Genomic DNA, 19,718 nt, shown 5'->3' with positions numbered 1-19,718 from the left:
TCAGAACTCCTTTATCTACAGGAGTTTGATAGCATTGAGCATTTTGAAAAAGAATTAGAAGACTATATTCACTATTACAATAACAAACGAATAAAGGCAAAATTAAAAGACCTAAGCCCAGAAGAATACCGAACTCAGGTCCTCAAAGTAGCCTAAAATATTTGTCTAACTTTATTGGGTCAGATCATAGAGGGAGTAAGGCTTTTGTTTTATTTTGGTTCGGAGACGATTGAGTCATAAACTAGAAGGAGGACGTTGTATTAAATGAGCGTTTTTAAGAAATTAAGAGACGGATATGTAATTAGTCATGCGAATCGTATAAAGTTTCCTAAATTTAATACAGGCAGTTTTATCAGAAAAAGAGTTACTTTTTCTGGAAGAGTACAAAAGGTAGGATTTCGCTTGGAAATATATTGTATTGCTGAAAGAATGAAATTAAAGGGATGGGTGGAAAATTTAGAAGATGGAAGTGTGGAAGCAGAATTACAAGGGGAAGAATCGAAAATTTATTTTTTGGTCAATTGTATGCAGTCATTGAAACGGGCATCTGTAAAAAAAGTAACCATGATTGATGTACCTATTGTTGATGATGATGAAAATTTTACAATAGTGAGATAAAGTACTTATATCCACAATCAGGTGCGATTCTTCATGAAGAAGGTCGCATTTTTCTTATCCACTAAAAAAGATTGTGAAGTTGTGTACTCAAAGGAACGGGTGCTTTAGCAAAAAAACGATGAATAAAATGAAGAATGGCTTGGCGAAAAGCTCCGAGCCATTCTTTATGTGAAATATACTGCGGATCCCTAGGTGAATATTTTGTGATTAGTGTTGAGATTTTACTTGCGGTTTACTGTTTGGCGCCTCACAAGTGAACCCGTTAGAATAATATTGCCTAGTTCATTTTATATTACTAAAGCTCACTTGGTTCAAAAGTTTTACAATCGGTCTCTTTAGTGGAATCAGCCGTTTGACCGGTATGGCTGACAACATAAATTTTATCGGCACTACATTTATTGCCATTAGCCCAAAACGAGCAGTTATTCACTTCACACAAAACATCTTTTGCCATTTGGTATCACTCCTTAGAGTTTCGGTAATACAGTCATAGCATTTGCTGATTTAAGTGCCAGCAATCCTGTAAGTGATAGGGAATAAAAGTGAATGAATGGCAATAAAACCAGATTTATCAAGGTTAATGATTTAAAGCTGTTTTTAATGTTTCAAGATTTTTATTCATTAATGAAAAATACGTTTCTTTGTTTTTTATGTTCTCTTTTGATAAAATAGCGAGATTGTGAATTGGTAATGCTCGAGCACCTATTTCACTTTGAACGACCTTGCCTAGCTTTGATTGGACGTTTTGTTCGAAAAGAATATAGTGTAAGCCATCATGGTCAGCGATAGAAATAATTTTTTCTAGTTCTTTTTGTGTTGGTTCATTCGAAGTCGAAAGTCCTGAAATACTGATTTGTTCAATCCCATAACGATTTTCCCAATACCCAAACGCAGCGTGTGTGACAATGATTTTTTTATGCTTGGCATTGGTAATCGTCTGCTCAAATTGAGTATTGAGGTCATCTAACTCAGAAGCCAGTTTTTGATAATTTGTATTGAAAACGTCCTTGTTTTGTGGCATTTTTTTTGCTAAAGAATCACGAATAACGGCAGCCATTTCCTTTGCATAAAGGGGATCGACCCATACATGCGGATTGATATCACCATGGTCATGGTCATCATGCCCTGCCTCTTCTTCTGTTGAATGATTATTTTTTGGTAAATTCAGCTTATCGGCAGTGGGCACTAAGGTAACATTCTCGTTTTTTAATGTTCCTTTTGCTTTTTCCACAAATCCTTCAAGACCTAATCCAATGTAGAAAAATAAGTCTGAATCCGCCAAATTCATCATATCTTTTTGGGATGGTTCAAAGGTGTGTTCATCCGCCCCAGGAGGATAGATTGTTTTAACATCTACATATTTACCGCCAATCCGTTCAGTAAAATATTGAAGTGGGAATACAGTGGTATAGATGCTTAACTGGTCCTTCTTTTTTTGTACCTGGTCTTTTCCATTAGCGCAAGCAGACAAAATAAGACTTAATGGTAACAGAATCGAAAGGATAAGAATAATTTTTTTCATAAGGGCTCCTTAAAGTTATTAAATCGGATTAATTACGATTTAAAATTGAAAAATTTTTAGTATTCAGAAAAGAAATAAACGTATAATACGGAACGATTCCGATTTCCATATGTATCTTACAAAAAAAACAGCTTAAATGCAAGTATAAAATTTGTTATTAGCATTGTCTTTTATGTATGCTAAAAAAGAAAGGTGGGATTTATATGAACAAATCAACAATATTGAACGAGATTCTTGAGCATAATGAAAATTTTGTAAAAAATCACGAATACGAGAAATATGAAACAACCAAGTTCCCTAATAAACGAATGGTCATACTCACCTGTATGGATACACGATTGTTGGAATTATTGCCGAAAGCCCTAAACATGGGAAATGGGGATGCAAAGCTAATTAAAGATGCTGGCGGCCTTGTCTCTCACCCCTTTGGAAGTGTAATGAGAAGCATTCTGATTGCGGTATATGAATTACAGGCTCAGGAGGTATTGGTTATTGCACATTATGATTGTGGAATGAGCGGCTTAAAAGCCGAGCCAGTGATTGAGAATATGAAAGAGCGAGGAATAACACAAGAAACCATTGATACGCTTATCTATTCTGGCATTGATATTCACCAGTGGCTTCATGGGTTTGATAATGTGACTGAGAGTGTGGAGCACAGTGTCGACATTATTAAACATCATCCGTTAATGCCCGAGGGTATTCCTGTCCATGGACTCGTAATTGACCCCAAGACTGGAAAGCTTGATTTAGTTGTAGATGGTTATGATAATTAGTCCTGTTTTTTTTCAGGAACAGGATCCAACCCTCCCGGATGAAAGGGATGACATTTTAATATCCGTTTAATGGTAAGCCAGCCACCTTTTAATGCACCAAACCGTTGAACTGCTTCTAAGCCATAGTGTGAACAAGTAGGATAAAATCGACATGTTGGTGGTTTTAATGGTGAGATAACGACCTGATAAAAACGAATAATGGAAAGAAAGATTTTTTTCAACATGGATTTTTATCTCCTTTTTATGATTACTTACAACATAACATATATTTAAATATACGTCTAAATTGTTAAATCTATGTAAGTAGATGAAAAAACTCGGATTTTATAGTAAGATAGGTAATAGATGAATAAAGGAGTGATATTTATGCCTTCAGTTGAAAGCTTTGATTTAGATCATAATGCCGTTAAAGCCCCTTATGTAAGACATTGCGGTGTCCATAAGGTCGGAAGTGACGGAGTAGTTAATAAATATGATATCCGTTTTTGCCAACCTAATAAACAAGCGATGAAACCAGATGCGATTCATACGTTAGAGCATTTACTTGCCTTTAATATTAGAAAGCATTCCGAAAAATATGACCACTTTGATATTATTGATATTTCTCCAATGGGCTGCCAAACCGGTTATTACCTAGTTGTTAGCGGTGAACCAACAGTGGAGGAAATCATTGATCTACTTGAGGATACCATGAAGGATGCGGTTGAAATCGTGGATATTCCTGCTGCTAATGAGCGACAATGCGGGCAAGCGAAGCTGCATGATTTAGAAGAAGCCAAACGTTTAATGCGGTTCTGGCTAGAGCAAAGCAAAGAAGACTTAAAACAGGTTTTTGCCTAATTAAATGAAAAATTCCTATTCAAACGAATAGGAATTTTTTTATACCTTGTTTTCCTCCTGATTAGGAACTTGCTGTTTATTCTCCTCGTCAATAATAGGAGTTTCTTCAAAAGAATCCACTGTATGTTTAAAAGAGTATGCTTTTGAAGTAGTAATAACAGCTAATAGTAAAACGATAAATACAATAATAATACTAATCACTAGTACGGTATTCATGTCACGCCCCCCTTTTACAACTACATTGTAACATGAATATCTTTAATGAATGACCTCAATGCACAAAAAAGGAAGCTATTCAGCCTCCCAATTGAACGGTGTTATGTAAAATCAATGAATATTTCTAGGGTAGTAAGTATTTGTGCGATGTTGTCCGTATTCTTCTTGGGCAAATTTCCCTTTTAAGCTTTCGATTAAATAAATACCCATTAAATTATAAAGTTCTTGTTTATCCATTTCTTGGATTAAGGCAAGCAGGTCCTCATGTGACATCTCCTCTAAAAAGGCAAACGCCAGCATGTCAATATCTTCTTCATCGCCAGTTAGCTTGTTTCGGTACATCTCAAATAATTCATCGACTAATTTCAATTGCAACACCTCCTTATTAATCTTATACATATTCCATACCCATAAAAAGATAAAATCATCCCTCCTTTTCTTATTTTGAATTAACTGAAAAATCTGTTTTCTTGATTGTATGTTTATTATAACGTATTCATTTCAAAAAAATGAGTCGAATTTTGAAAAAGAATAAATTTTATCTATTTGTGGATTAATAAAGAGCAAAAGGGGATGACAAAATGGACGAGCAAAAGAAAACTTATTTTATAGATGTCGGGGCTGGGGAAATCTCCCAAAGTGCCACTGATTCGACTTGGAGCTATAAAATACATGCATCAAATCAAGAAATCACCGAGCTCCGTGAGTTGTTTAACCAAAATTATTCCACTGAATGGAAAAATTTTTTCAGAGCCCATGTTCCCTATGTTCAATATCATTATGACCGTGAAAACGATGCTTACGACAGTACCATTCAGCAGGTATATGGGATGTTGCACAAGCTGGGGGATGAAGAAGCCAAAAGTCATATTGATAGCATGAATATTTTGCAGAAAGAAGAATAGCCTCATAAAGGAAAATCCAAATCACTGGGGGTTTTCCCTTTTTTTCGTTTAGCTAATAGTAAAGTATAAATTCAACTATGCCTCTGTCTTCGTCCTAACGGCCTCGCCAATCGGCAAGTTTCCATTTATAATAAAAGCATCAAAATTTGAGGTAGGTTTTAACATGATACGGTTTTTAGATGATAACGGAAACAAGGTTGAACTCACCTTTTCCCAGAATAGGTTTCAAGTAGAATCGAAACATGTTCTGGTCATTTGCCAATTTGAGGATGGCTGGCTTTTAACCAAGCATAAACAAAGGGGGATTGAATTTCCCGGTGGCAAAAGAGAATCCGGCGAAACCCTTGAGGAAGCAGCACGACGTGAGACCTATGAGGAGACCGGGGCTATTCTTGCAGATTTGAACTATTTGGCTCAGTACATGGTTTATGATGAAATGGACCCCTTTGTGAAGACTGTTTTTTGGGGAAAGGTAAAAAGGGTAGCTGAAACAAGCAGTTACTATGAAACAAATGGTCCCGTGATTGTTAACGGTGATTTATTACAGCTGCGATTTGGTGAAGAATATAGCTTTATTATGAAAGATCAGGTTGTGGGAGAATGTGTTAACTATATCAATCTAAAGCAAAGTGAAAAAGAATAGCGGAAAGCCCTTGGGGAACCACTATTCTTTGATTAGTTTTTTCTCTAATAATTCCACGAGCTGGTACATAATTGTGGCGAATACTGCGATAACCAAAAGCGATAGAAAAACAAGTGTAAAATTAAAGACCTGAAAGCCGTAAATAATCATATATCCGAGTCCTTTAGATGATACAAGGAATTCTCCAACGATAACACCGACCCATGATAGACCGACATTGACCTTCAAAGTCGAAATAATGGTTGGGAAGCTCGCCGGCATAATGGCTTCCTTAAAGCATTGAAAGCGCGTGGCTCCGAAGGTTTGCAGCACCTTTAAATAATTGGGGTCGACCTCTTTAAATGAGGTATAAACAACAATGGTCGTAATGATTATCGAGATAATCGCTCCCATTGCAATAATGGAGGGATATCCGGGACTTAAAGCGACAATCAAAATCGGCCCCAAAGCTACTTTGGGCATCGCGTTTAAGATGACAAGGTAGGGATCTAGAATTTTTGAAATCATTGGCGACCACCACAGAATGGCAGCTAATATTGTGCCAAGTAAGGTACCCAAAATAAAGCCAAGAACAGTTTCCGTTAAAGTTACACTTAAATTCGTTATTAACGAGCCATCCTGGAGTTTGTTTAAAAATAAGTTCCAAATTTTCGTAGGGGAACTGAAAATGAGCGGGTCAATCCACTGTTTTTGACTCGAAACCTCCCAGCTCGAAAAAAAGAGCAGGAAAATGATAGCCTGATATAACCGGACCCATCTTTTTTCAACTTTTAGGGATTGAAGGTAGTTTTTATGAAGGAGATCCACCTTATTCATTTCCTTGCTCAAGGGACTCCAACTCCTTCCAAATCATTTGAAAGATACTTGGGAAAAGTTCATGATTTCTCGTTTCAAAAGGGGTTAATCGGCGTAACTCCGCTGGCATATGAAATGTTTTATGGAGCCTTCCAGGGTGCGACGAGAATAAAAAGACTCGATCACTCATGGCAATGGCTTCCCCGATATCATGGGTAACGAGAATCGCCGTTTTGCCAAATTCAGCTAATATTTGTGACACTAAATCCTCAAGCTTTAGCTTTGTTTGATAATCGAGAGAGGAAAAAGGTTCATCCAGCATCAGCAGTTTTGGTTCGGTTGCGAGCGTCCTAACGAGGGCAACCCGCTGCCTCATTCCTCCTGATAATTGCTTTGGCAGCTGTTTTTCTACTCCGGTTAAACCAATCTGTTTTAATAACCCGAGTGCATTTGATTTGGTTTTATCATTTATCTGCTTTGATAACTTAAGACCTAGTAAAATATTCTCTTCGATCGTTTTCCATGGAAACAAATAATCCTGCTGTAGCATATAGCCAATTTCATTTTTGGAAGTTGAAATAGGTTTATTCTCTAACAAGACAGTTCCTTCAGACGGTTTTATCAGACTGGATATAATGGAGAGCAGGGTTGTCTTTCCACATCCACTTGGGCCGAGAATGGAGACAAATTCTCCTTCTTCAACCGTAAGGGAAATATCGGAGAGGGCCGTGGTAGCAGAGGCTTTAGAAAAATAGGTGTGATGAATTCCTTGAACATGTAAAAAGCTCATATGAACGGCCTCCCTTTCCTATTATTTCTTGATAATCTTTTCGGCAATCTCTGTATTGACTAGCGTTTTATGATCGACTTCTTTTGGAAGCTCGCCGGCTTCTCTCATGATGTTCTGAAGATTATTCCATTCTTCTTCGTCCAGGATAGGATCTGTTGCGAACGAGCCTTGATTCTTATAGCGCTCGACAACGGTTTTCATAATACCGCGATCTGTATCCGGAAAATACGGTTCCACTGCCTTGGCAATTTCCTCGGCGCTATGTGTTTTCACCCATTGCTGCGCTTTGTAAATGGCTTTTGTGAATTTTTCAAACGTGGCTTTATTTTTTTTCATATAGCTTTCTTTTGCCATAAAGGTTGTATAGGGGACATGGCCGGATTCTTTACCAAATGATGCAACAATATGGCCTTTTCCTTCTTTTTCAATAATGCTAGCAGTTGGCTCAAATAATTGAACGAATTCACCTGAACCAGAGGCAAAGGCATTAGCAATGTTCGCGAAGTCGATATTTTGGATTAACGTTAAATCTTTGTGTGGATCTATTCCATGCTTCTTTAGCACAAATTCACCGACCATCTGCGGCATGCCGCCCTTACGTTGGCCGAGGAAGGTGGTTCCCTTTAATAAATCCCAAGAAAAATTGTCAATTTTTTCTCTGGAAACAAGGAATGTGCCGTCAGTTTGAGTTAATTGTGCAAAATTGATGACTGGATCATTAGCCCCTTGTGCGTATACATAAATCGATGTTTCAGAACCTACAAGGGCAACGTCGGCTCCCCCTGAGATTAGGGCAGTCATCGTTTTGTCGCCCCCAGGAGTTGTCGTTAGCGTAATGTCTAAACCTTCGGCCTTGAAAAATCCTTTTGCTAAGGCGACATATTGGGGGGCATAGAAAATCGAGCGAGTTACTTCTGCAATCCGGACTTTTTCCAGTTTCTTTGTTTTGGTATCATCATTGGTATTGCAAGCAGCTAAGGTTAACATAAGAAAAGCTATGAGAACTGAGGAGAAACTGATTTTTACCCATTTTTTCATAAAACGATGGACCTCCTTAAATCAATTATATTCTGGGCTGTTTTTACCTAAGATATCGTATGAAGGCGAATAAAATGTGTGAATGCCTAGTTCCAAAATTTTTTATAAGGATAGATAAAAATGAATGACTATAATGGAAAAATTGTTGCGTTTAATCGCTTTCCCTCACCTAATCCAAAGGTAGAATTGAAGGTAATTACCTACCTCTCAAATGGGTTGAGAGTAAAAGGAATGCTTGCTGAACCAAAAAACAAGGGTGTTTGTGATGGATTTCTTTATTTAAGAGGCGGGATCAAAAATGTTGGAAAAGTTAGACCTTCAAGGATTGCTCAGTTTGCGGCCGAGGGGTTTATTGTTTTTGCTCCCTATTATCGTGGAAATCAAGGCGGGGAGGGCAATGAGGATTTTGCAGGGGATGATAGGGAAGATGCGTTTTCAGCCTTTTTGCTGTTAAAGTCATTGCCAAGAGTTCGAGATATCCATATCTTTGGTTTTTCACGCGGCGGCGTGATGGCGCTGCTGACAGGGATTCACTTTCCGGAAGCAGCATCTGTTGTGACTTGGGGTGGGGTTAGTGATATGACCTTAACTTATATGGAGAGAAAAGATTTACGAAGAATGATGAAGAGGGTCATTGGCGGCACTCCGGAGAAGTATCCAGAGCAGTATCAAGTGAGGACACCCCTTTATGAGTTAGAAAAACTAGCTGCTCCAGTTTTGATTATTCATGGAGTTATGGACGATAATGTTTCCGTAGAACACGCCTACCGACTAGAAAGAAGACTTAGGTCATTAGACAAACAAGTCGAATGTTGGTATTTTGATGAGTTTACACACTATTTCCCACCTGTAGTAAATAGAAAAGTTGTTCGGGATTTATCAAATTGGATGAAAAACCAATGCAAATAATGGTAATATATAGTTAATACAAACAGAGGAGCGGATTTTTATGGGTATGCCCCTTGAGTTAAATACGATGATTGTGACAAAAGGAAGAGAGAAGAGAGTCGAAAAAAACCTATTTGTTTTAGAAAAAGAAGGGCTCCGGCTATATCCAATTGAGATTCCAATTGATGTCAGAAAAACAATGGATGGAGATTCAAGCGGAACGGCTTTAATTAAAAAAGTAGAATGGCAAAATAACAGAACGACGATAACATATCAACTAATTTCATTGAATTCAACGAATTAAGCAGGGAAGATTTCACCTGCTTTTTCTTTTGCAGAAAAGTGTAAAAAAAGTGTAAGAAAGGATCGACAAAGCCGTCTTATTTCTAGAGTCAAAAGTAAAAAGAGATTGGGAAAGGGGGTATTTGGTTGGAAAGGGACCATCAAATAGAGAAATGGTTTATCCAATATGAAAAAGATGTTACTAATTATCTTGTTTATTATACCGGTTCTTCGGATGTAGAAGATTTGGTTCAAGAAACCTTTTTGCGGGCATTTCGTGCCTTTAGCCGCTTTAAGAACGATTCAAGTCCGAAAACATGGCTTATTTCGATAGCCAGAAATACAGCGATTGATTATTACCGTAAAAAATCCGTTTGGAATCGGCTTAAACAGATTCTTGATTATGAATCTCCACAGCTTCATGAACAAGATACAGGAGGAAAAATAGTCAAAAAATGGAATATGCCCATTTGTATGAAGCGATTAATGGGTTGAAGCCCAGTTATCGTGATGTAGTCTTACTAAAAGGCATTGCTGAAATGTCATCACGTGAGGCAGGTCAGGTACTCGGCTGGTCGGAAAATAAAGTGAATGTTACCTTTTTTCGGGCCGTGAAGAAACTTAATGTGAGCTTAAAGGAGGGTGAGTATTTTGAGTCATTTATCGGATAAAGAACTGCTTGAAGTGTTAGCGGATTTTCCAAGGCATGAACTAACAACGATCCAAAGAACAGAAATTTTGAAAACAATTAGTGAGACCGGAACGCTAAAGCCAAAAAGACAATTTCCCGTTCAAAGACTCGCCGCTTTAGCTGCTGTGTTTATCTTAATTCTCATCACTCCTATCCTTTATCTAACAAATAAATCGGAGGAAAAGACCCCAAGAGCTGGGACTGTTATTAAACAGGCACAGGAAGGCAATTATTTTGCCTTAGTAGATAAAGATGGCACCCCACATTATGCAGACAGTAATTTTGGTATTCCGAACAAGGTTAGCCTGCTGGCGCCAAAGGAATGGGCAGTATGGGGTGATATCCGCTCATCGCGTAATACAATGGTTTTTTTATGGGGAAAGGAACTTAAATCGTATCAATATCTAAATGTTGAAGCAACACACGTGGATACAGGAATATCAACTACCTTTGGAGGCGGACAATTATCTGGTGGAATGTATGGTTCAGACGCTCATGCTTCGGTTGATTTAGGTATCTTTGACAAACGTGGAAAATGGAACCTCACATTCATTGTCGGCAATACCTCAGGGGTAGAGAAGAAATTTGGCGAATTTACTATTTATGTAAAGGACCATTATGTCTTACTGGGTCCTAGCGCTACCTTATTGATTTCCCAAGAAGATTTGTATGTCGGTTTTTATCAGGACGCTTACATTGAGGTTGACGGGGAAAACCTGCCTGAAGAAATCGAATTAGAGATCATAAATGAAGAGGACCCAACTGACATCTCCAAGTTTACTTTTAAACATCAAACAGATTCCACTTCTGAAGATGGAAGAAAGACTTCTATTTACAAAGGAGATTTCCAAATTAAAAAAAGCGGAAAATATAGTTTTGGTGCGTTGGGGTCTTCGAATTTTGTAAGAATAGGAAAACCCACTGATAAATAAACTAAAAAAACGATTCTTCAAATGAAGAATCGCTTTTTTAGTTTATTTATTTTAAGCAATCGGTCCGCCTTGTTCTTCAATTTTAGTAGCAACAGAGGTAAATTTCTTAAAGTTTTCGCGGAACTTTGCTGCCAGTTCCTTTGCTTTCTTTTCATACCCCTCTGGGTCTGCCCAGGTTTTATTCGGCTGAAGAACTTCGTCAGGAACACCGGCAATATGAAGCGGAATATTTAAGCCAAAGATTTCGTCTTTGACCGTTTCAACATGGTTTAGTTCACCTTCAAGGGCTGCCTGAACCATGGCTCTTGTGAACATAAGCTTCATCCGGTTGCCGACACCATATTCTCCACCAGTCCAGCCGGTATTCACAAGAAAGACATTTACATTGTGCTCAAGAATTTTTTCACCAAGCATTTCTGCGTAACGGGTCGCAGGTAGCGGCAGGAATGGTGCACCAAAGCAGGTGGAGAAGGTTGCCTCTGGAGATGTTACACCACGCTCAGTTCCGGCAAGCTTGGAGGTATAGCCACTTAAGAAGTGATACATCGCTTGTTCCTTCGTTAATTTTGCAATTGGTGGCAATACTCCGAACGCGTCAGCTGTTAAGAAGACAATTGTGTTGGGATGACCGGCAATGCTAGGCTGCACAATATTATCAATCGCTTGGATTGGATAGGCTGCCCTTGTGTTTTCTGTCAACGTTCCATCATCATAATCAGGAATTCTCGTTTCATGATTCATGACCACATTTTCAAGGACTGTACCAAAACGAATGGCATCAAAAATTTGCGGTTCTTTTTCGCGGGAAAGATTGATGCATTTGGCATAACAGCCGCCCTCAATATTAAAAACACCATTAGAAGACCAGCCATGTTCATCATCACCAATTAAACGACGCTTCGGATCAGCGGATAAAGTTGTTTTTCCTGTGCCGGATAAACCGAAGAAGAGAGCGACATCACCTTCTACCCCTACATTTGCTGAACAGTGCATCGAAAAAATATTGTTTTCAGGCAGCAAATAATTCATCACAGAAAAAATCGATTTTTTCATTTCACCTGCGTACTCGGTTCCGCCGATTAAAACGATTCGGCGTTCAAAAGAGATAATAATAAAAGTTTCTGAGTTTGTTCCATCAATAGCTGGATCTGCCTTGAAATTGGGGGCAGAAATAACAGTGAATCCATGCTCATGGTCTAGCTGTTCGTCTGCAGTTGGGCGAATAAATAATTGCTGGGCAAATAAATTATGCCAAGCCAATTCATTGATAACTTGGATAGGCAAACGGGATTTTTTATCAGCACCGGCAAAGCCGTTAAACACAAAAATTTCATTAAGTTGTTTTAAATGATCTAGAACTTTATGATACAAATTAGTAAAGACTTCCTCAGAAATAGGTTGATTTAACGAACCCCAAGCAATTTTATCCTTCGTGGACTCTTCCATTACAATAAATTTATCTTTTGGTGATCGTCCTGTATATTTACCGGTTGAGACACGAACTGCTCCAGTTGAGGTTAAGGTTCCTTCGTTACGGCTTAAGATTTTTTCAACTATTTGAGGAACTGATAATTGGACATGGCTATTGCTTTCGTTTAACAAGTGACTTAATTCATTTGGAATATGAACAGAATTCATTTAAAGAAACCTTCCTTTATTATGGTTTTTATATATTAATATTAGTAAATAGTATAACACATTAATTCTAATAGTCTATACTATTTAATGAAATTGAGTAGTGTTTTATACATTATTCGAAAAAATTTAAAACGGTAATGACAAATAGTTGATTTTTGAATATAAATGAAAAAATGAAGGCAATCTCTAGAACAGTTCATTTATGAAGTTGTTGGATATTTCTTTAAAAATTCATTGACAATGTTCGCCATTGTAGAGTAATATTCTGATTTGAACGGATACTCTCTTATCCCGAGCTGGTGGAGGGACAGGCCCAATGAAACCCAGCAACCTGCTATACGAAAAGGATGACTGCATAACAGTTCCTTTTCAAGTGCGAAGGTGCTAATCTGACGCAAGGCTCATGTCTTGAACGATAAGAGTGAAAGGCCCGGAACAACCTTTCCTCATAGTGGTAAGGTTTTTTGTTTTGTATAAGTCCTTTTATGAAAAGAGTTTCTAATAAAAATCCTTTGTTTATTTCATACTAAGGGAATGAGTACCGTATCAATCACGAGGTTCAAGAAGTATTCCTGTAACCTTCATAAAACCTCGATTATCTCATATTATAGGAGGATTTCAGATGTCAACAAAACGTCGTTTGTTCACTTCTGAATCAGTAACGGAAGGTCATCCTGACAAGATATGTGACCAAATTTCTGATTCCATTTTAGATGCTATTTTAGCGAAGGATGCTAATGCTCGTGTAGCTGCTGAAACTTCAGTAACGACCGGATTAGTTCTAGTTGCTGGCGAAATCACAACCTCTACTTACGTGGATATTCCGAAGATTGTTCGTGAAACAATTAAAGGGATCGGTTACGATCGTGCTAAATACGGCTTTGACTCCGAGACTTGTGCTGTTTTAACCTCGATTGGTGAACAGAGTCCTGACATTGCCATGGGTGTTGACCAAGCACTTGAAGCACGTGAAGGCTTAATGTCTGATGAAGAAATCGAAGCAATTGGGGCAGGAGACCAAGGTTTAATGTTTGGTTTTGCTTGTAATGAAACAAAAGAGCTTATGCCTCTTCCGATTTCACTAGCACACAAGCTTGCTCGTCGATTAACAGAGGTGCGTAAGGATAAGGTTCTTGAATACCTTCGTCCAGACGGAAAAACTCAAGTTACGGTTGAGTATGATGAAAATGACAAGCCCGTCCGCATTGATACAATTGTTATCTCAACTCAGCATAATCCGGAGGTAACGTTAGAGCAAATTCAACGTAACCTGAAAGAATATGTTATCAATCCAGTTGTTCCTCAAGAACTAATTGATGAAAACACGAAATATTTCATTAACCCAACAGGCCGTTTCGTTATCGGCGGACCACAAGGGGATGCAGGCTTAACCGGTCGTAAGATCATTGTTGATACGTATGGCGGATATGCTCGTCATGGCGGTGGTGCCTTCTCTGGTAAGGATCCTACAAAGGTTGACCGTTCTGCAGCCTATGCGGCTCGTTATGTAGCTAAAAACATCGTTGCTGCGGGCCTTGCTGAAAAAGTTGAAGTTCAACTTGCTTATGCAATTGGTGTAGCAAGACCGGTTTCCATCTCTGTTGATACGTTTGGAACTGGAAAGGTAAGTGAAGAGGTTTTAGTTGACTTAGTAAGTAAAAACTTCGACCTTCGCCCAGCCGGAATCATTAACATGCTGGACCTACGCCGTCCAATTTACCAACAAACAGCAGCTTACGGTCACTTTGGCCGTACAGATGTAGAGCTTCCATGGGAGCTTACAGATAAAGCTGATTCTTTACGCCAGCAAGCAAATCTATAAACAAGAAAAGCGGAAGCGCCTTGACCAGTGGCGAGATAGGGAGAATTGATCGACTGGCAAGCAAAGAGAAGTCAGAGATTAGTCTCCCTGAGCCCCTAGGCGCTGGAGCTAGACAAATAGAAAGGGGAGTTGCATTTCATATGTAACTCTCTTTTCTATTTTTCAGCCGAAAGGAAAGAAATACTTTCCTTTCAGGCATAAGTGCAACTACGCCTCTGTCGTCGCCTAACGGCTTGCAGATCGGCGAGTTTACTTTATCTATTTTCTTGTTCAGTATATTGGTACCAATGAATAAAATGTTTAAGTAGGTCAATAGAAGTAAAAAATGAAGGTACACCAAATTTCTAAATGTTCACAGTGCCATTTTTGCAAAAATAGTGGTAGTATTAGAGAGATGTTTTTTGAGAATGTTTTATTTTGAAATGGAGTAGGTGAGGTACATAATGTGTGGTTTTATCGGTTGTGTACACGACAAAACACAAAACTATAGTGATGAACAAAGACAACAATTTAAAAATATGAACGATATCATTACCCACCGCGGTCCTGATGATGATGGTTTCTTTTATGATGACCATATTCAATTTGGTTTCCGCCGTTTAAGTATTATTGACATTGAAAGTGGACACCAGCCGCTTACGTATGAAAATGAGCGATATTGGATTATTTTTAACGGTGAAGTCTATAACTATGTTGAATTGCGTGATGAACTGTTAAAGGAAGGCTTAACGTTTTCGACAAGTTCTGATACTGAAGTTATCATCGCACTTTATAGCCACTTGAAGGAAAAAGCGGTGGAAAAATTGCGTGGGATGTTTGCTTTTATTATTTGGGATAAGCAGGAGCAAACCCTTTATGGTGCGCGTGATCCTTTCGGAATCAAGCCTTTCTTCTATATGCAGGATGGAGAAAGAACTTTGTTTGCATCTGAGAAGAAAAGTATCTTGCTTGCCCTCGAAAATGATGTTTTAGACTATGATTCGCTTCAGCACTATTTAACCTATCAATTTGTTCCTGAACCAAACACTTTATCTGAGGGAATAAAAAAATTAGAGCCAGGCCATTATTTCACGAAAAAAATTGGCTCACCACTGGAAATCAAACGATATTGGAAGGCGCAATTTAAGCCAGTCCAAAAATCAGAATCCGATTTTATCAAAGAAATTAAAGATGTACTATTCGACTCTGTCAAAATGCATATGCGCAGTGACGTACCAGTTGGTTCCTTCTTATCTGGTGGAATCGATTCTTCCATCATTGCATCCATTGCTAAAGAATATCATCCTGCCATTAAAACCTTCTCTGTGGGATTTGAACATAATGGCTTCAGTGAAATTGATGTGGCGAAAGAGACGGCAGAAAAGCTGGGTGTGGAAAACATCAGCTATGTGATTTCACCACAGGAGTATATGGATGAAATTCCGAAAATCATGTGGCATATGGATGATCCGCTGGCAGATCCGGCCTGTGTCCCACTTTACTTTGTCGCGCGTGAAGCCCGAAAACATGTAACTGTGGTTCTATCTGGTGAAGGTGCTGATGAATTATTTGGCGGTTACAATATTTACCGTGAGCCCCAAGATTTAGAGGTGTTCAATAAAATCCCGAGAGTAGGAAAAGTACTTTTAAAAGGGATTGCAAACATGATGCCTGAAGGAACAAAGGGAAAAAGTTTTATCGAACGTGGCGTTACACCGATGGAGGAGCGTTATATCGGGAATGCGAAGATGTTCAGGGAAGAAGAAAAACGTGATCTTTTGAGCGTATATCGAGATGGATTGAACTATTTAGACATTACGAAGCCGCTTTATGAGGAATCAAGAGGTTATGATCCAGTAGACCGGATGCAATATATTGATATTCATACGTGGATGCGCGGCGATATTCTGCTGAAAGCAGATAAAATGACGATGGCTCATTCACTCGAGCTGAGGGTTCCGTTCCTTGATAAGGCCGTGTTTGAAGTAGCATCTAAAATACCAACAAGCCTGAAAACAGCTAATGGAACAACCAAGTATATTTTACGAAAAGCGGCTGAAGGTGTTGTGCCGGCACATGTGCTTGACCGTAAAAAGCTTGGTTTCCCAGTGCCAATTCGCCATTGGTTAAAAAATGAAATGAACGAATGGGCGAAAAAAATAATCCGTGAAAGTAACACGGATCATTTAATCAATAAACCATACGTTTTAGGCTTGCTTGAGGACCATTGCCAAGGGAAAGCCGACAACAGCCGGAAAATTTGGACGGTGTTGATGTTTATGGTATGGCATCAGGTGTATGTAGAAGATGTCTATTCATTTCAACGTGATTTTGTCTTGCAAAAAGAATTACAAACAATGAAGCATTAATTTGAAAGCACCCATTTGTTGTGATGGGTGCTTTTCTCTTGATATGATTTACAATTAATTGCAAAAAAGCCATAAATAGAGGAAAATGAGCCAATTGTTCAAAAAAATCAGCCATAAAACCCAAAAATGAGCCAATCAATCAAGAAAATGAGCCAATAACTATTATTGTCCTTCGATTGAATAAAATTAAGATTGTAGCGACTTATAATATTGTGCTTTCTCCGCATATTCTGTATAAATGCGTTCCATATCTTTTCTATCTTCCGCTGTCAATTCTCTAATAACTTTTGCAGGTCTGCCGAATGCTAAGGTATTAGGGGGGATTTTCTTACCTTGTGATACCAGGCTGCCAGCTCCAATAAAAGCACCTTCACCGATTTCCGCATTATCGAGGATAATGGAACCCATTCCGATTAACGCTCTTTTCCTAATGATGCAACTGTGGAGAATTACCTGATGGCCTACGGTTACTTCATCCTCTAAAATTAGCGGGTTATTAGGACTTTGGTGTAAGATAGAATTATCTTGGATATTGACTTTATTGCCAATTATCGTTGGTGCGACATCGCCTCTTATACTCGAGTTAAACCAGACACTAGAGTGTTCGCCAATTTCAACATCACCAGTAATCGTGACATAATCGGCAATAAATGCTGTCTCAGCAATTAACGGGTATTTATCTTTATAAGGGTAGATCATCTGTTTCGCTCCTTTTTGAATGATGATTCTATTTTATCGAATGCTTGAAGTATTAATCAAAAAATTTACCTTTTATTATTTTTTTGATAAAAATTGAATGGGTTTTAAGAAATGCTTATAACTTTTCTAGGGGGAAATAAGAATGTGGAAGTGGGAAGCTGAAGGGGAAGCAAAGGCGGTCATCGTGATGGTTCATGGGGCAATGGAACATCACCTTAGATACGGCTGGCTGATTGAAATGTGGCGTTTATCTGGCTTTCATGTCATAATGGCTGATCTTCCTGGGCAAGGTATGACAACTAGAGCCCGCCGTGGCCATATTGATTCCTTCGATGAATATATATTTGAGGTAAAGGATTGGATCCAAGCTGCCTATCGTTATGAGTTACCCGTGTTTTTACTTGGGCATAGTATGGGTGGGTTAATCGCGATTCGCTTACTTCAAGAAGAGCGGTTAAATGTTGCAGGGGTGATCCTTTCTTCGCCATGCTTAGGACTGGTCCATTCCCCTTCCAAATTTTTAGATGCTCTATCGTATGGCTTGAATGTGATATTTCCATCGTTACGGATGAATTCCGGTTTAACCGTTCAAATGGCGACTAGAAATGAAGATGTTAGGGAAGCAGACTCCAATGATACTCTTTATGTAACAAAAGTATCTATTAGGTGGTATCGCGAACTTGCCACTGCGATAAAGCAGTCGTTTATCAATATCGACAAAACACAGGATATCCCCATGCTTGTCATGCAGGGCGGGGATGACAAAATTGTCAATAAAATTACCGTTAAGGAATGGTTCAATAACGTCCCATTATCTGAAAAGAGATTCAAGGAATGGCCAAAATGCTACCATGAAATTTTTAATGAACCAGAGCGGGAAGAAGTCTTTGAATACGCAAAAGATTTTGTTTTAAGTCAGTTAAAAGCAATTGGATATATCGTTTAGAAAGGATGTCGTTTTCCATGATGCCAATCACCCTCATGTCCAGGGTATATCGCAAAATACTTCCAGCAGTCCATCAAGAATTGGCTTATTGGAAAAGCCGTGCTGAAAAAATTCCGAATCCAGAGTTAAGAAATCAAGCTCTTGCCAGTATTGAGCATAAAACGTTTCACTGTGAAGGTGGAGCAATCCTTGCTCTCACAGCTGGAGATCATTATAAAAAAGCAGTCAAGTTTATCGTCGCCTATCAAACGATTAGTGATTATTTAGATAATCTTTGTGACCGTAGTACTTCACTTGATCCTGAAGACTTTGCTACCCTCCATATGTCGATGGCAGATGCTCTTTTACTTAAAGCTGATAAGAAAAACTATTACCAGCTTCGTGAGGATCAGGATGACGGGGATTATTTGTATGAGTTATCAGAGACATGTCGTTCTGTTCTTAAGGAGATAGAACATTACGATGTTATCAAAGAGTATCTTCAGGAGCTCTGTCAGTATTATTGTGATTTGCAAATCCACAAGCATGTGGTACAGGAGGAGCGGGTACCACGTCTTGAAAAATGGTTTCATGGTTACCAAAATCGACTGCCTGAGATGGAATGGTATGAGTTCTCGGCCTGCTCGGGTTCGACATTGGGCATTTTTTGTTTAATCTCGTATGCCATGCGTGAAGATTTTCGGGCGAGCGATGCGGAAAATATTCGAAAGGGATACTTTCCTTATATTCAGGGGCTACATATTCTCTTAGATTACTTTATTGACCAAGAGGAAGATATTGCCGGAGGAGACTTAAACTTTTGTTCCTACTATGATAGTCAAGAAACACTTTTTCACCGGCTAAAACATTTTGTTGTGGAAGCAGACAAGCATACTGACTACCTTCCGCATAAAAAATTCCATCAGCTCATTAATCGTGGCTTACTAGGAATTTATTTATCGGATGCGAAGGTTCGAAAACAGAAAAATGTCCGAAAACTGGCAAAGGGAATCATGAAAACGGGTGGCTGGATCAGTTATTTCTTTTATTTCAATGGACTTGCCTACCGTTCAGTTCAAAAATTAGTACCCGCATTTGTGACTAGGCTTATGATAAAGTAATAAATCGGCTCGAAAAATATTTGAGAATTTTTATTGACATAATTTCGGATTTCGGATGATATCGACACAATTTCAACGGATAAACAAAATTGTAAAAAAACCAGGCTCGATGGTCTTACCCCTGTCAAGTAGACAACATAAAAAAGCTAAGCTGCCAACGCGTGTCGATATTCAATCGGCGCGCGTTGTTTTAGTTTCTTTTGAATACGTTTGTAATTGTAGTGATAAA

General features: G+C 38.6%; 26 protein-coding genes and 1 riboswitch. Of the genes, 15 read left to right on the top strand and 11 right to left on the bottom strand.

Going from position 1 to position 19,718, the window contains the following annotated elements; translation table 11 throughout:
- Together M5A78_RS24020 and M5A78_RS24015 are read left to right on the top strand one after the other, a co-directional pair.
- On the top strand, nt 1-156 hold a 156-nt coding region (locus tag M5A78_RS24020), incomplete at its 5' end, for an IS3 family transposase (protein ID WP_248737798.1).
- Nucleotides 157-264: 108 nt separating this feature from the next.
- Nucleotides 265-618: an acylphosphatase gene (locus tag M5A78_RS24015; protein ID WP_248737797.1), complete on the top strand. Its 354-nt coding sequence runs from the start codon at nt 265-267 to the stop codon at nt 616-618.
- 295 nt (nt 619-913) lie between these two features.
- Here the strand turns inward: M5A78_RS24015 and M5A78_RS24010 are convergent, their stop codons facing one another.
- Both M5A78_RS24010 and M5A78_RS24005 read right to left on the bottom strand, forming a co-directional pair.
- Nucleotides 914-1,072 carry a DUF1540 domain-containing protein gene (locus M5A78_RS24010; RefSeq protein WP_248737796.1) on the bottom strand — a complete coding sequence of 53 codons (159 nt, stop codon included), beginning with the start codon at nt 1,070-1,072 and terminating at the stop codon, nt 914-916.
- A gap of 123 nt (nt 1,073-1,195) precedes the next feature.
- Nucleotides 1,196-2,140, bottom strand: a complete 945-nt coding sequence (locus M5A78_RS24005; protein ID WP_248737795.1) for a metal ABC transporter solute-binding protein, Zn/Mn family — start codon at nt 2,138-2,140, stop codon at nt 1,196-1,198.
- A gap of 203 nt (nt 2,141-2,343) precedes the next feature.
- Here M5A78_RS24005 and M5A78_RS24000 point away from each other — a divergent pair, with 203 nt between their 5' ends.
- On the top strand, nt 2,344-2,916 hold the full coding sequence (locus M5A78_RS24000; protein WP_248737794.1) for a beta-class carbonic anhydrase: 573 nt from the start codon (nt 2,344-2,346) through the stop codon (nt 2,914-2,916).
- Here M5A78_RS24000 and yidD read toward each other — a convergent pair.
- Entirely contained in the window at nt 2,913-3,140 is a 228-nt protein-coding gene (yidD, locus tag M5A78_RS23995; RefSeq protein ID WP_248737793.1) for a membrane protein insertion efficiency factor YidD, read from the bottom strand. The genes M5A78_RS24000 and yidD overlap by 4 nt on opposite strands.
- Before the next feature lie 142 nt (nt 3,141-3,282).
- On the opposite strand from yidD, the gene M5A78_RS23990 reads away from it, so the two are divergent.
- Complete coding sequence (locus M5A78_RS23990; RefSeq protein ID WP_248737792.1) at nt 3,283-3,756, top strand: S-ribosylhomocysteine lyase; 474 nt, start codon at nt 3,283-3,285, stop codon at nt 3,754-3,756.
- Between the two features lie 39 nt (nt 3,757-3,795).
- Here the strand turns inward: M5A78_RS23990 and ytzI are convergent, their stop codons facing one another.
- Together ytzI and M5A78_RS23980 are read right to left on the bottom strand one after the other, a co-directional pair.
- A complete protein-coding gene (gene ytzI / locus M5A78_RS23985) occupies nt 3,796-3,972 on the bottom strand; it encodes a YtzI protein (protein WP_248737791.1) in 177 nt (58 codons plus the stop codon).
- A 111-nt stretch (nt 3,973-4,083) separates the two neighbouring features.
- Nucleotides 4,084-4,341, bottom strand: a complete 258-nt coding sequence (locus tag M5A78_RS23980) for a DUF6154 family protein (protein ID WP_248737790.1) — start codon at nt 4,339-4,341, stop codon at nt 4,084-4,086.
- A gap of 212 nt (nt 4,342-4,553) precedes the next feature.
- On the opposite strand from M5A78_RS23980, the gene M5A78_RS23975 reads away from it, so the two are divergent.
- Both M5A78_RS23975 and ytkD read left to right on the top strand, forming a co-directional pair.
- Nucleotides 4,554-4,877, top strand: coding sequence for a hydrolase (locus tag M5A78_RS23975; protein WP_248737789.1), 324 nt, complete (start codon nt 4,554-4,556; stop codon nt 4,875-4,877).
- Nucleotides 4,878-5,040: 163 nt separating this feature from the next.
- Nucleotides 5,041-5,520 carry an RNA deprotection pyrophosphohydrolase gene (ytkD, locus tag M5A78_RS23970; RefSeq protein WP_248737788.1) on the top strand — a complete coding sequence of 160 codons (480 nt, stop codon included), beginning with the start codon at nt 5,041-5,043 and terminating at the stop codon, nt 5,518-5,520.
- Between the two features lie 21 nt (nt 5,521-5,541).
- Here ytkD and M5A78_RS23965 read toward each other — a convergent pair whose 3' ends face one another.
- Genes M5A78_RS23965 through M5A78_RS23955 form a run of 3 tightly spaced genes read right to left on the bottom strand, consistent with a single transcriptional unit; the run spans nt 5,542 to nt 8,143 of the window.
- Nucleotides 5,542-6,336 (bottom strand): ABC transporter permease, encoded by a 795-nt coding sequence (locus M5A78_RS23965; protein WP_406603747.1) that lies wholly within the window; start codon nt 6,334-6,336, stop codon nt 5,542-5,544.
- Nucleotides 6,329-7,105 carry an ABC transporter ATP-binding protein gene (locus M5A78_RS23960; protein ID WP_248737786.1) on the bottom strand — a complete coding sequence of 259 codons (777 nt, stop codon included), beginning with the start codon at nt 7,103-7,105 and terminating at the stop codon, nt 6,329-6,331. The genes M5A78_RS23965 and M5A78_RS23960 overlap by 8 nt, the downstream gene beginning before the upstream one ends.
- A 21-nt stretch (nt 7,106-7,126) precedes the next feature.
- Nucleotides 7,127-8,143, bottom strand: a complete 1,017-nt coding sequence (locus M5A78_RS23955) for an ABC transporter substrate-binding protein (RefSeq protein WP_248737785.1) — start codon at nt 8,141-8,143, stop codon at nt 7,127-7,129.
- Between the two features lie 120 nt (nt 8,144-8,263).
- On the opposite strand from M5A78_RS23955, the gene M5A78_RS23950 reads away from it, so the two are divergent.
- The 5 genes from M5A78_RS23950 to M5A78_RS23930 all read left to right on the top strand — a co-directional run bounded on the left by M5A78_RS23950 (nt 8,264) and on the right by M5A78_RS23930 (nt 10,936).
- Nucleotides 8,264-9,052 carry an alpha/beta hydrolase family protein gene (locus M5A78_RS23950; RefSeq protein ID WP_248737784.1) on the top strand — a complete coding sequence of 263 codons (789 nt, stop codon included), beginning with the start codon at nt 8,264-8,266 and terminating at the stop codon, nt 9,050-9,052.
- Between the two features lie 40 nt (nt 9,053-9,092).
- Complete coding sequence (locus M5A78_RS23945) at nt 9,093-9,335, top strand: DUF2584 domain-containing protein (protein WP_248737783.1); 243 nt, start codon at nt 9,093-9,095, stop codon at nt 9,333-9,335.
- Between the two features lie 125 nt (nt 9,336-9,460).
- Nucleotides 9,461-9,808, top strand: coding sequence for an RNA polymerase sigma factor (locus M5A78_RS23940; protein ID WP_248737782.1), 348 nt, complete (start codon nt 9,461-9,463; stop codon nt 9,806-9,808).
- Nucleotides 9,805-9,984, top strand: a complete 180-nt coding sequence (locus M5A78_RS23935) for a sigma factor-like helix-turn-helix DNA-binding protein (protein WP_248737781.1) — start codon at nt 9,805-9,807, stop codon at nt 9,982-9,984. Before M5A78_RS23940 ends, M5A78_RS23935 begins: the two co-directional genes overlap by 4 nt.
- Nucleotides 9,965-10,936 (top strand): hypothetical protein, encoded by a 972-nt coding sequence (locus M5A78_RS23930; protein ID WP_248737780.1) that lies wholly within the window; start codon nt 9,965-9,967, stop codon nt 10,934-10,936. Before M5A78_RS23935 ends, M5A78_RS23930 begins: the two co-directional genes overlap by 20 nt.
- 51 nt (nt 10,937-10,987) lie before the next feature.
- Here the strand turns inward: M5A78_RS23930 and pckA are convergent, their stop codons facing one another.
- Nucleotides 10,988-12,574 carry a phosphoenolpyruvate carboxykinase (ATP) gene (gene pckA / locus M5A78_RS23925; RefSeq protein ID WP_248737779.1) on the bottom strand — a complete coding sequence of 529 codons (1,587 nt, stop codon included), beginning with the start codon at nt 12,572-12,574 and terminating at the stop codon, nt 10,988-10,990.
- A 283-nt stretch (nt 12,575-12,857) separates the two neighbouring features.
- Nucleotides 12,858-12,996: riboswitch (SAM riboswitch) on the top strand.
- A 200-nt stretch (nt 12,997-13,196) separates the two neighbouring features.
- Here pckA and metK point away from each other — a divergent pair.
- Together metK and asnB are read left to right on the top strand one after the other, a co-directional pair.
- Nucleotides 13,197-14,396 (top strand): methionine adenosyltransferase, encoded by a 1,200-nt coding sequence (metK, locus tag M5A78_RS23920; protein ID WP_248737778.1) that lies wholly within the window; start codon nt 13,197-13,199, stop codon nt 14,394-14,396.
- Nucleotides 14,397-14,839: 443 nt separating this feature from the next.
- Nucleotides 14,840-16,744, top strand: a complete 1,905-nt coding sequence (gene asnB, locus M5A78_RS23915; RefSeq protein WP_248737777.1) for an asparagine synthase (glutamine-hydrolyzing) — start codon at nt 14,840-14,842, stop codon at nt 16,742-16,744.
- 186 nt (nt 16,745-16,930) lie between these two features.
- Here asnB and M5A78_RS23910 read toward each other — a convergent pair whose 3' ends face one another.
- Nucleotides 16,931-17,443 carry a gamma carbonic anhydrase gene (locus M5A78_RS23910; protein WP_248737776.1) on the bottom strand — a complete coding sequence of 171 codons (513 nt, stop codon included), beginning with the start codon at nt 17,441-17,443 and terminating at the stop codon, nt 16,931-16,933.
- 142 nt (nt 17,444-17,585) lie between these two features.
- Here M5A78_RS23910 and M5A78_RS23905 point away from each other — a divergent pair, with 142 nt between their 5' ends.
- Nucleotides 17,586-18,389, top strand: coding sequence for an alpha/beta hydrolase (locus M5A78_RS23905; protein ID WP_248737775.1), 804 nt, complete (start codon nt 17,586-17,588; stop codon nt 18,387-18,389).
- A gap of 5 nt (nt 18,390-18,394) precedes the next feature.
- On the top strand, nt 18,395-19,489 hold the full coding sequence (locus M5A78_RS23900; RefSeq protein WP_248737774.1) for a tetraprenyl-beta-curcumene synthase family protein: 1,095 nt from the start codon (nt 18,395-18,397) through the stop codon (nt 19,487-19,489).
- Nucleotides 19,490-19,635: 146 nt separating this feature from the next.
- Here M5A78_RS23900 and M5A78_RS25075 read toward each other — a convergent pair.
- Nucleotides 19,636-19,718, bottom strand: an 83-nt coding sequence (locus M5A78_RS25075; protein WP_406603746.1) for an IS3 family transposase, incomplete at its 5' end; no start/stop codon positions are given.

The organism is Neobacillus rhizosphaerae (genome assembly GCF_937468385.1).
Classification (GTDB): Bacteria; Bacillota; Bacilli; order Bacillales; family Cytobacillaceae; genus Neobacillus; species Neobacillus rhizosphaerae.
The sequence above is the reverse complement of the archived record's forward strand: the minus strand, read 5'-3'. Positions and strand labels throughout refer to the sequence as shown.

Bases quoted from the DNA above. Each gene is read 5' to 3' on its own strand.
- M5A78_RS23990 (WP_248737792.1), top strand. From the start codon at position 3,283: ATGCCTTCAGTTGAAAGCTTTGATTTAGATCATAATGCCGTTAAAGCC.
- M5A78_RS23975 (WP_248737789.1), top strand. From the start codon at position 4,554: ATGGACGAGCAAAAGAAAACTTATTTTATAGATGTCGGGGCTGGGGAA.
- M5A78_RS23900 (WP_248737774.1), top strand. From the start codon at position 18,395: ATGTCGTTTTCCATGATGCCAATCACCCTCATGTCCAGGGTATATCGC.
- yidD (WP_248737793.1), bottom strand. From the start codon at position 3,140: ATGTTGAAAAAAATCTTTCTTTCCATTATTCGTTTTTATCAGGTCGTT.
- asnB (WP_248737777.1), top strand. From the start codon at position 14,840: ATGTGTGGTTTTATCGGTTGTGTACACGACAAAACACAAAACTATAGT.
- ytzI (WP_248737791.1), bottom strand. From the start codon at position 3,972: ATGAATACCGTACTAGTGATTAGTATTATTATTGTATTTATCGTTTTA.
- M5A78_RS24000 (WP_248737794.1), top strand. From the start codon at position 2,344: ATGAACAAATCAACAATATTGAACGAGATTCTTGAGCATAATGAAAAT.
- M5A78_RS23945 (WP_248737783.1), top strand. From the start codon at position 9,093: ATGGGTATGCCCCTTGAGTTAAATACGATGATTGTGACAAAAGGAAGA.
- M5A78_RS24010 (WP_248737796.1), bottom strand. From the start codon at position 1,072: ATGGCAAAAGATGTTTTGTGTGAAGTGAATAACTGCTCGTTTTGGGCT.
- M5A78_RS23910 (WP_248737776.1), bottom strand. From the start codon at position 17,443: ATGATCTACCCTTATAAAGATAAATACCCGTTAATTGCTGAGACAGCA.
- M5A78_RS24015 (WP_248737797.1), top strand. From the start codon at position 265: ATGAGCGTTTTTAAGAAATTAAGAGACGGATATGTAATTAGTCATGCG.
- pckA (WP_248737779.1), bottom strand. From the start codon at position 12,574: ATGAATTCTGTTCATATTCCAAATGAATTAAGTCACTTGTTAAACGAA.
- M5A78_RS24005 (WP_248737795.1), bottom strand. From the start codon at position 2,140: ATGAAAAAAATTATTCTTATCCTTTCGATTCTGTTACCATTAAGTCTT.
- M5A78_RS23955 (WP_248737785.1), bottom strand. From the start codon at position 8,143: ATGAAAAAATGGGTAAAAATCAGTTTCTCCTCAGTTCTCATAGCTTTT.
- M5A78_RS23950 (WP_248737784.1), top strand. From the start codon at position 8,264: ATGAATGACTATAATGGAAAAATTGTTGCGTTTAATCGCTTTCCCTCA.
- ytkD (WP_248737788.1), top strand. From the start codon at position 5,041: ATGATACGGTTTTTAGATGATAACGGAAACAAGGTTGAACTCACCTTT.
- M5A78_RS23960 (WP_248737786.1), bottom strand. From the start codon at position 7,105: ATGAGCTTTTTACATGTTCAAGGAATTCATCACACCTATTTTTCTAAA.
- metK (WP_248737778.1), top strand. From the start codon at position 13,197: ATGTCAACAAAACGTCGTTTGTTCACTTCTGAATCAGTAACGGAAGGT.
- M5A78_RS23905 (WP_248737775.1), top strand. From the start codon at position 17,586: ATGTGGAAGTGGGAAGCTGAAGGGGAAGCAAAGGCGGTCATCGTGATG.
- M5A78_RS23965 (WP_406603747.1), bottom strand. From the start codon at position 6,336: ATGAATAAGGTGGATCTCCTTCATAAAAACTACCTTCAATCCCTAAAA.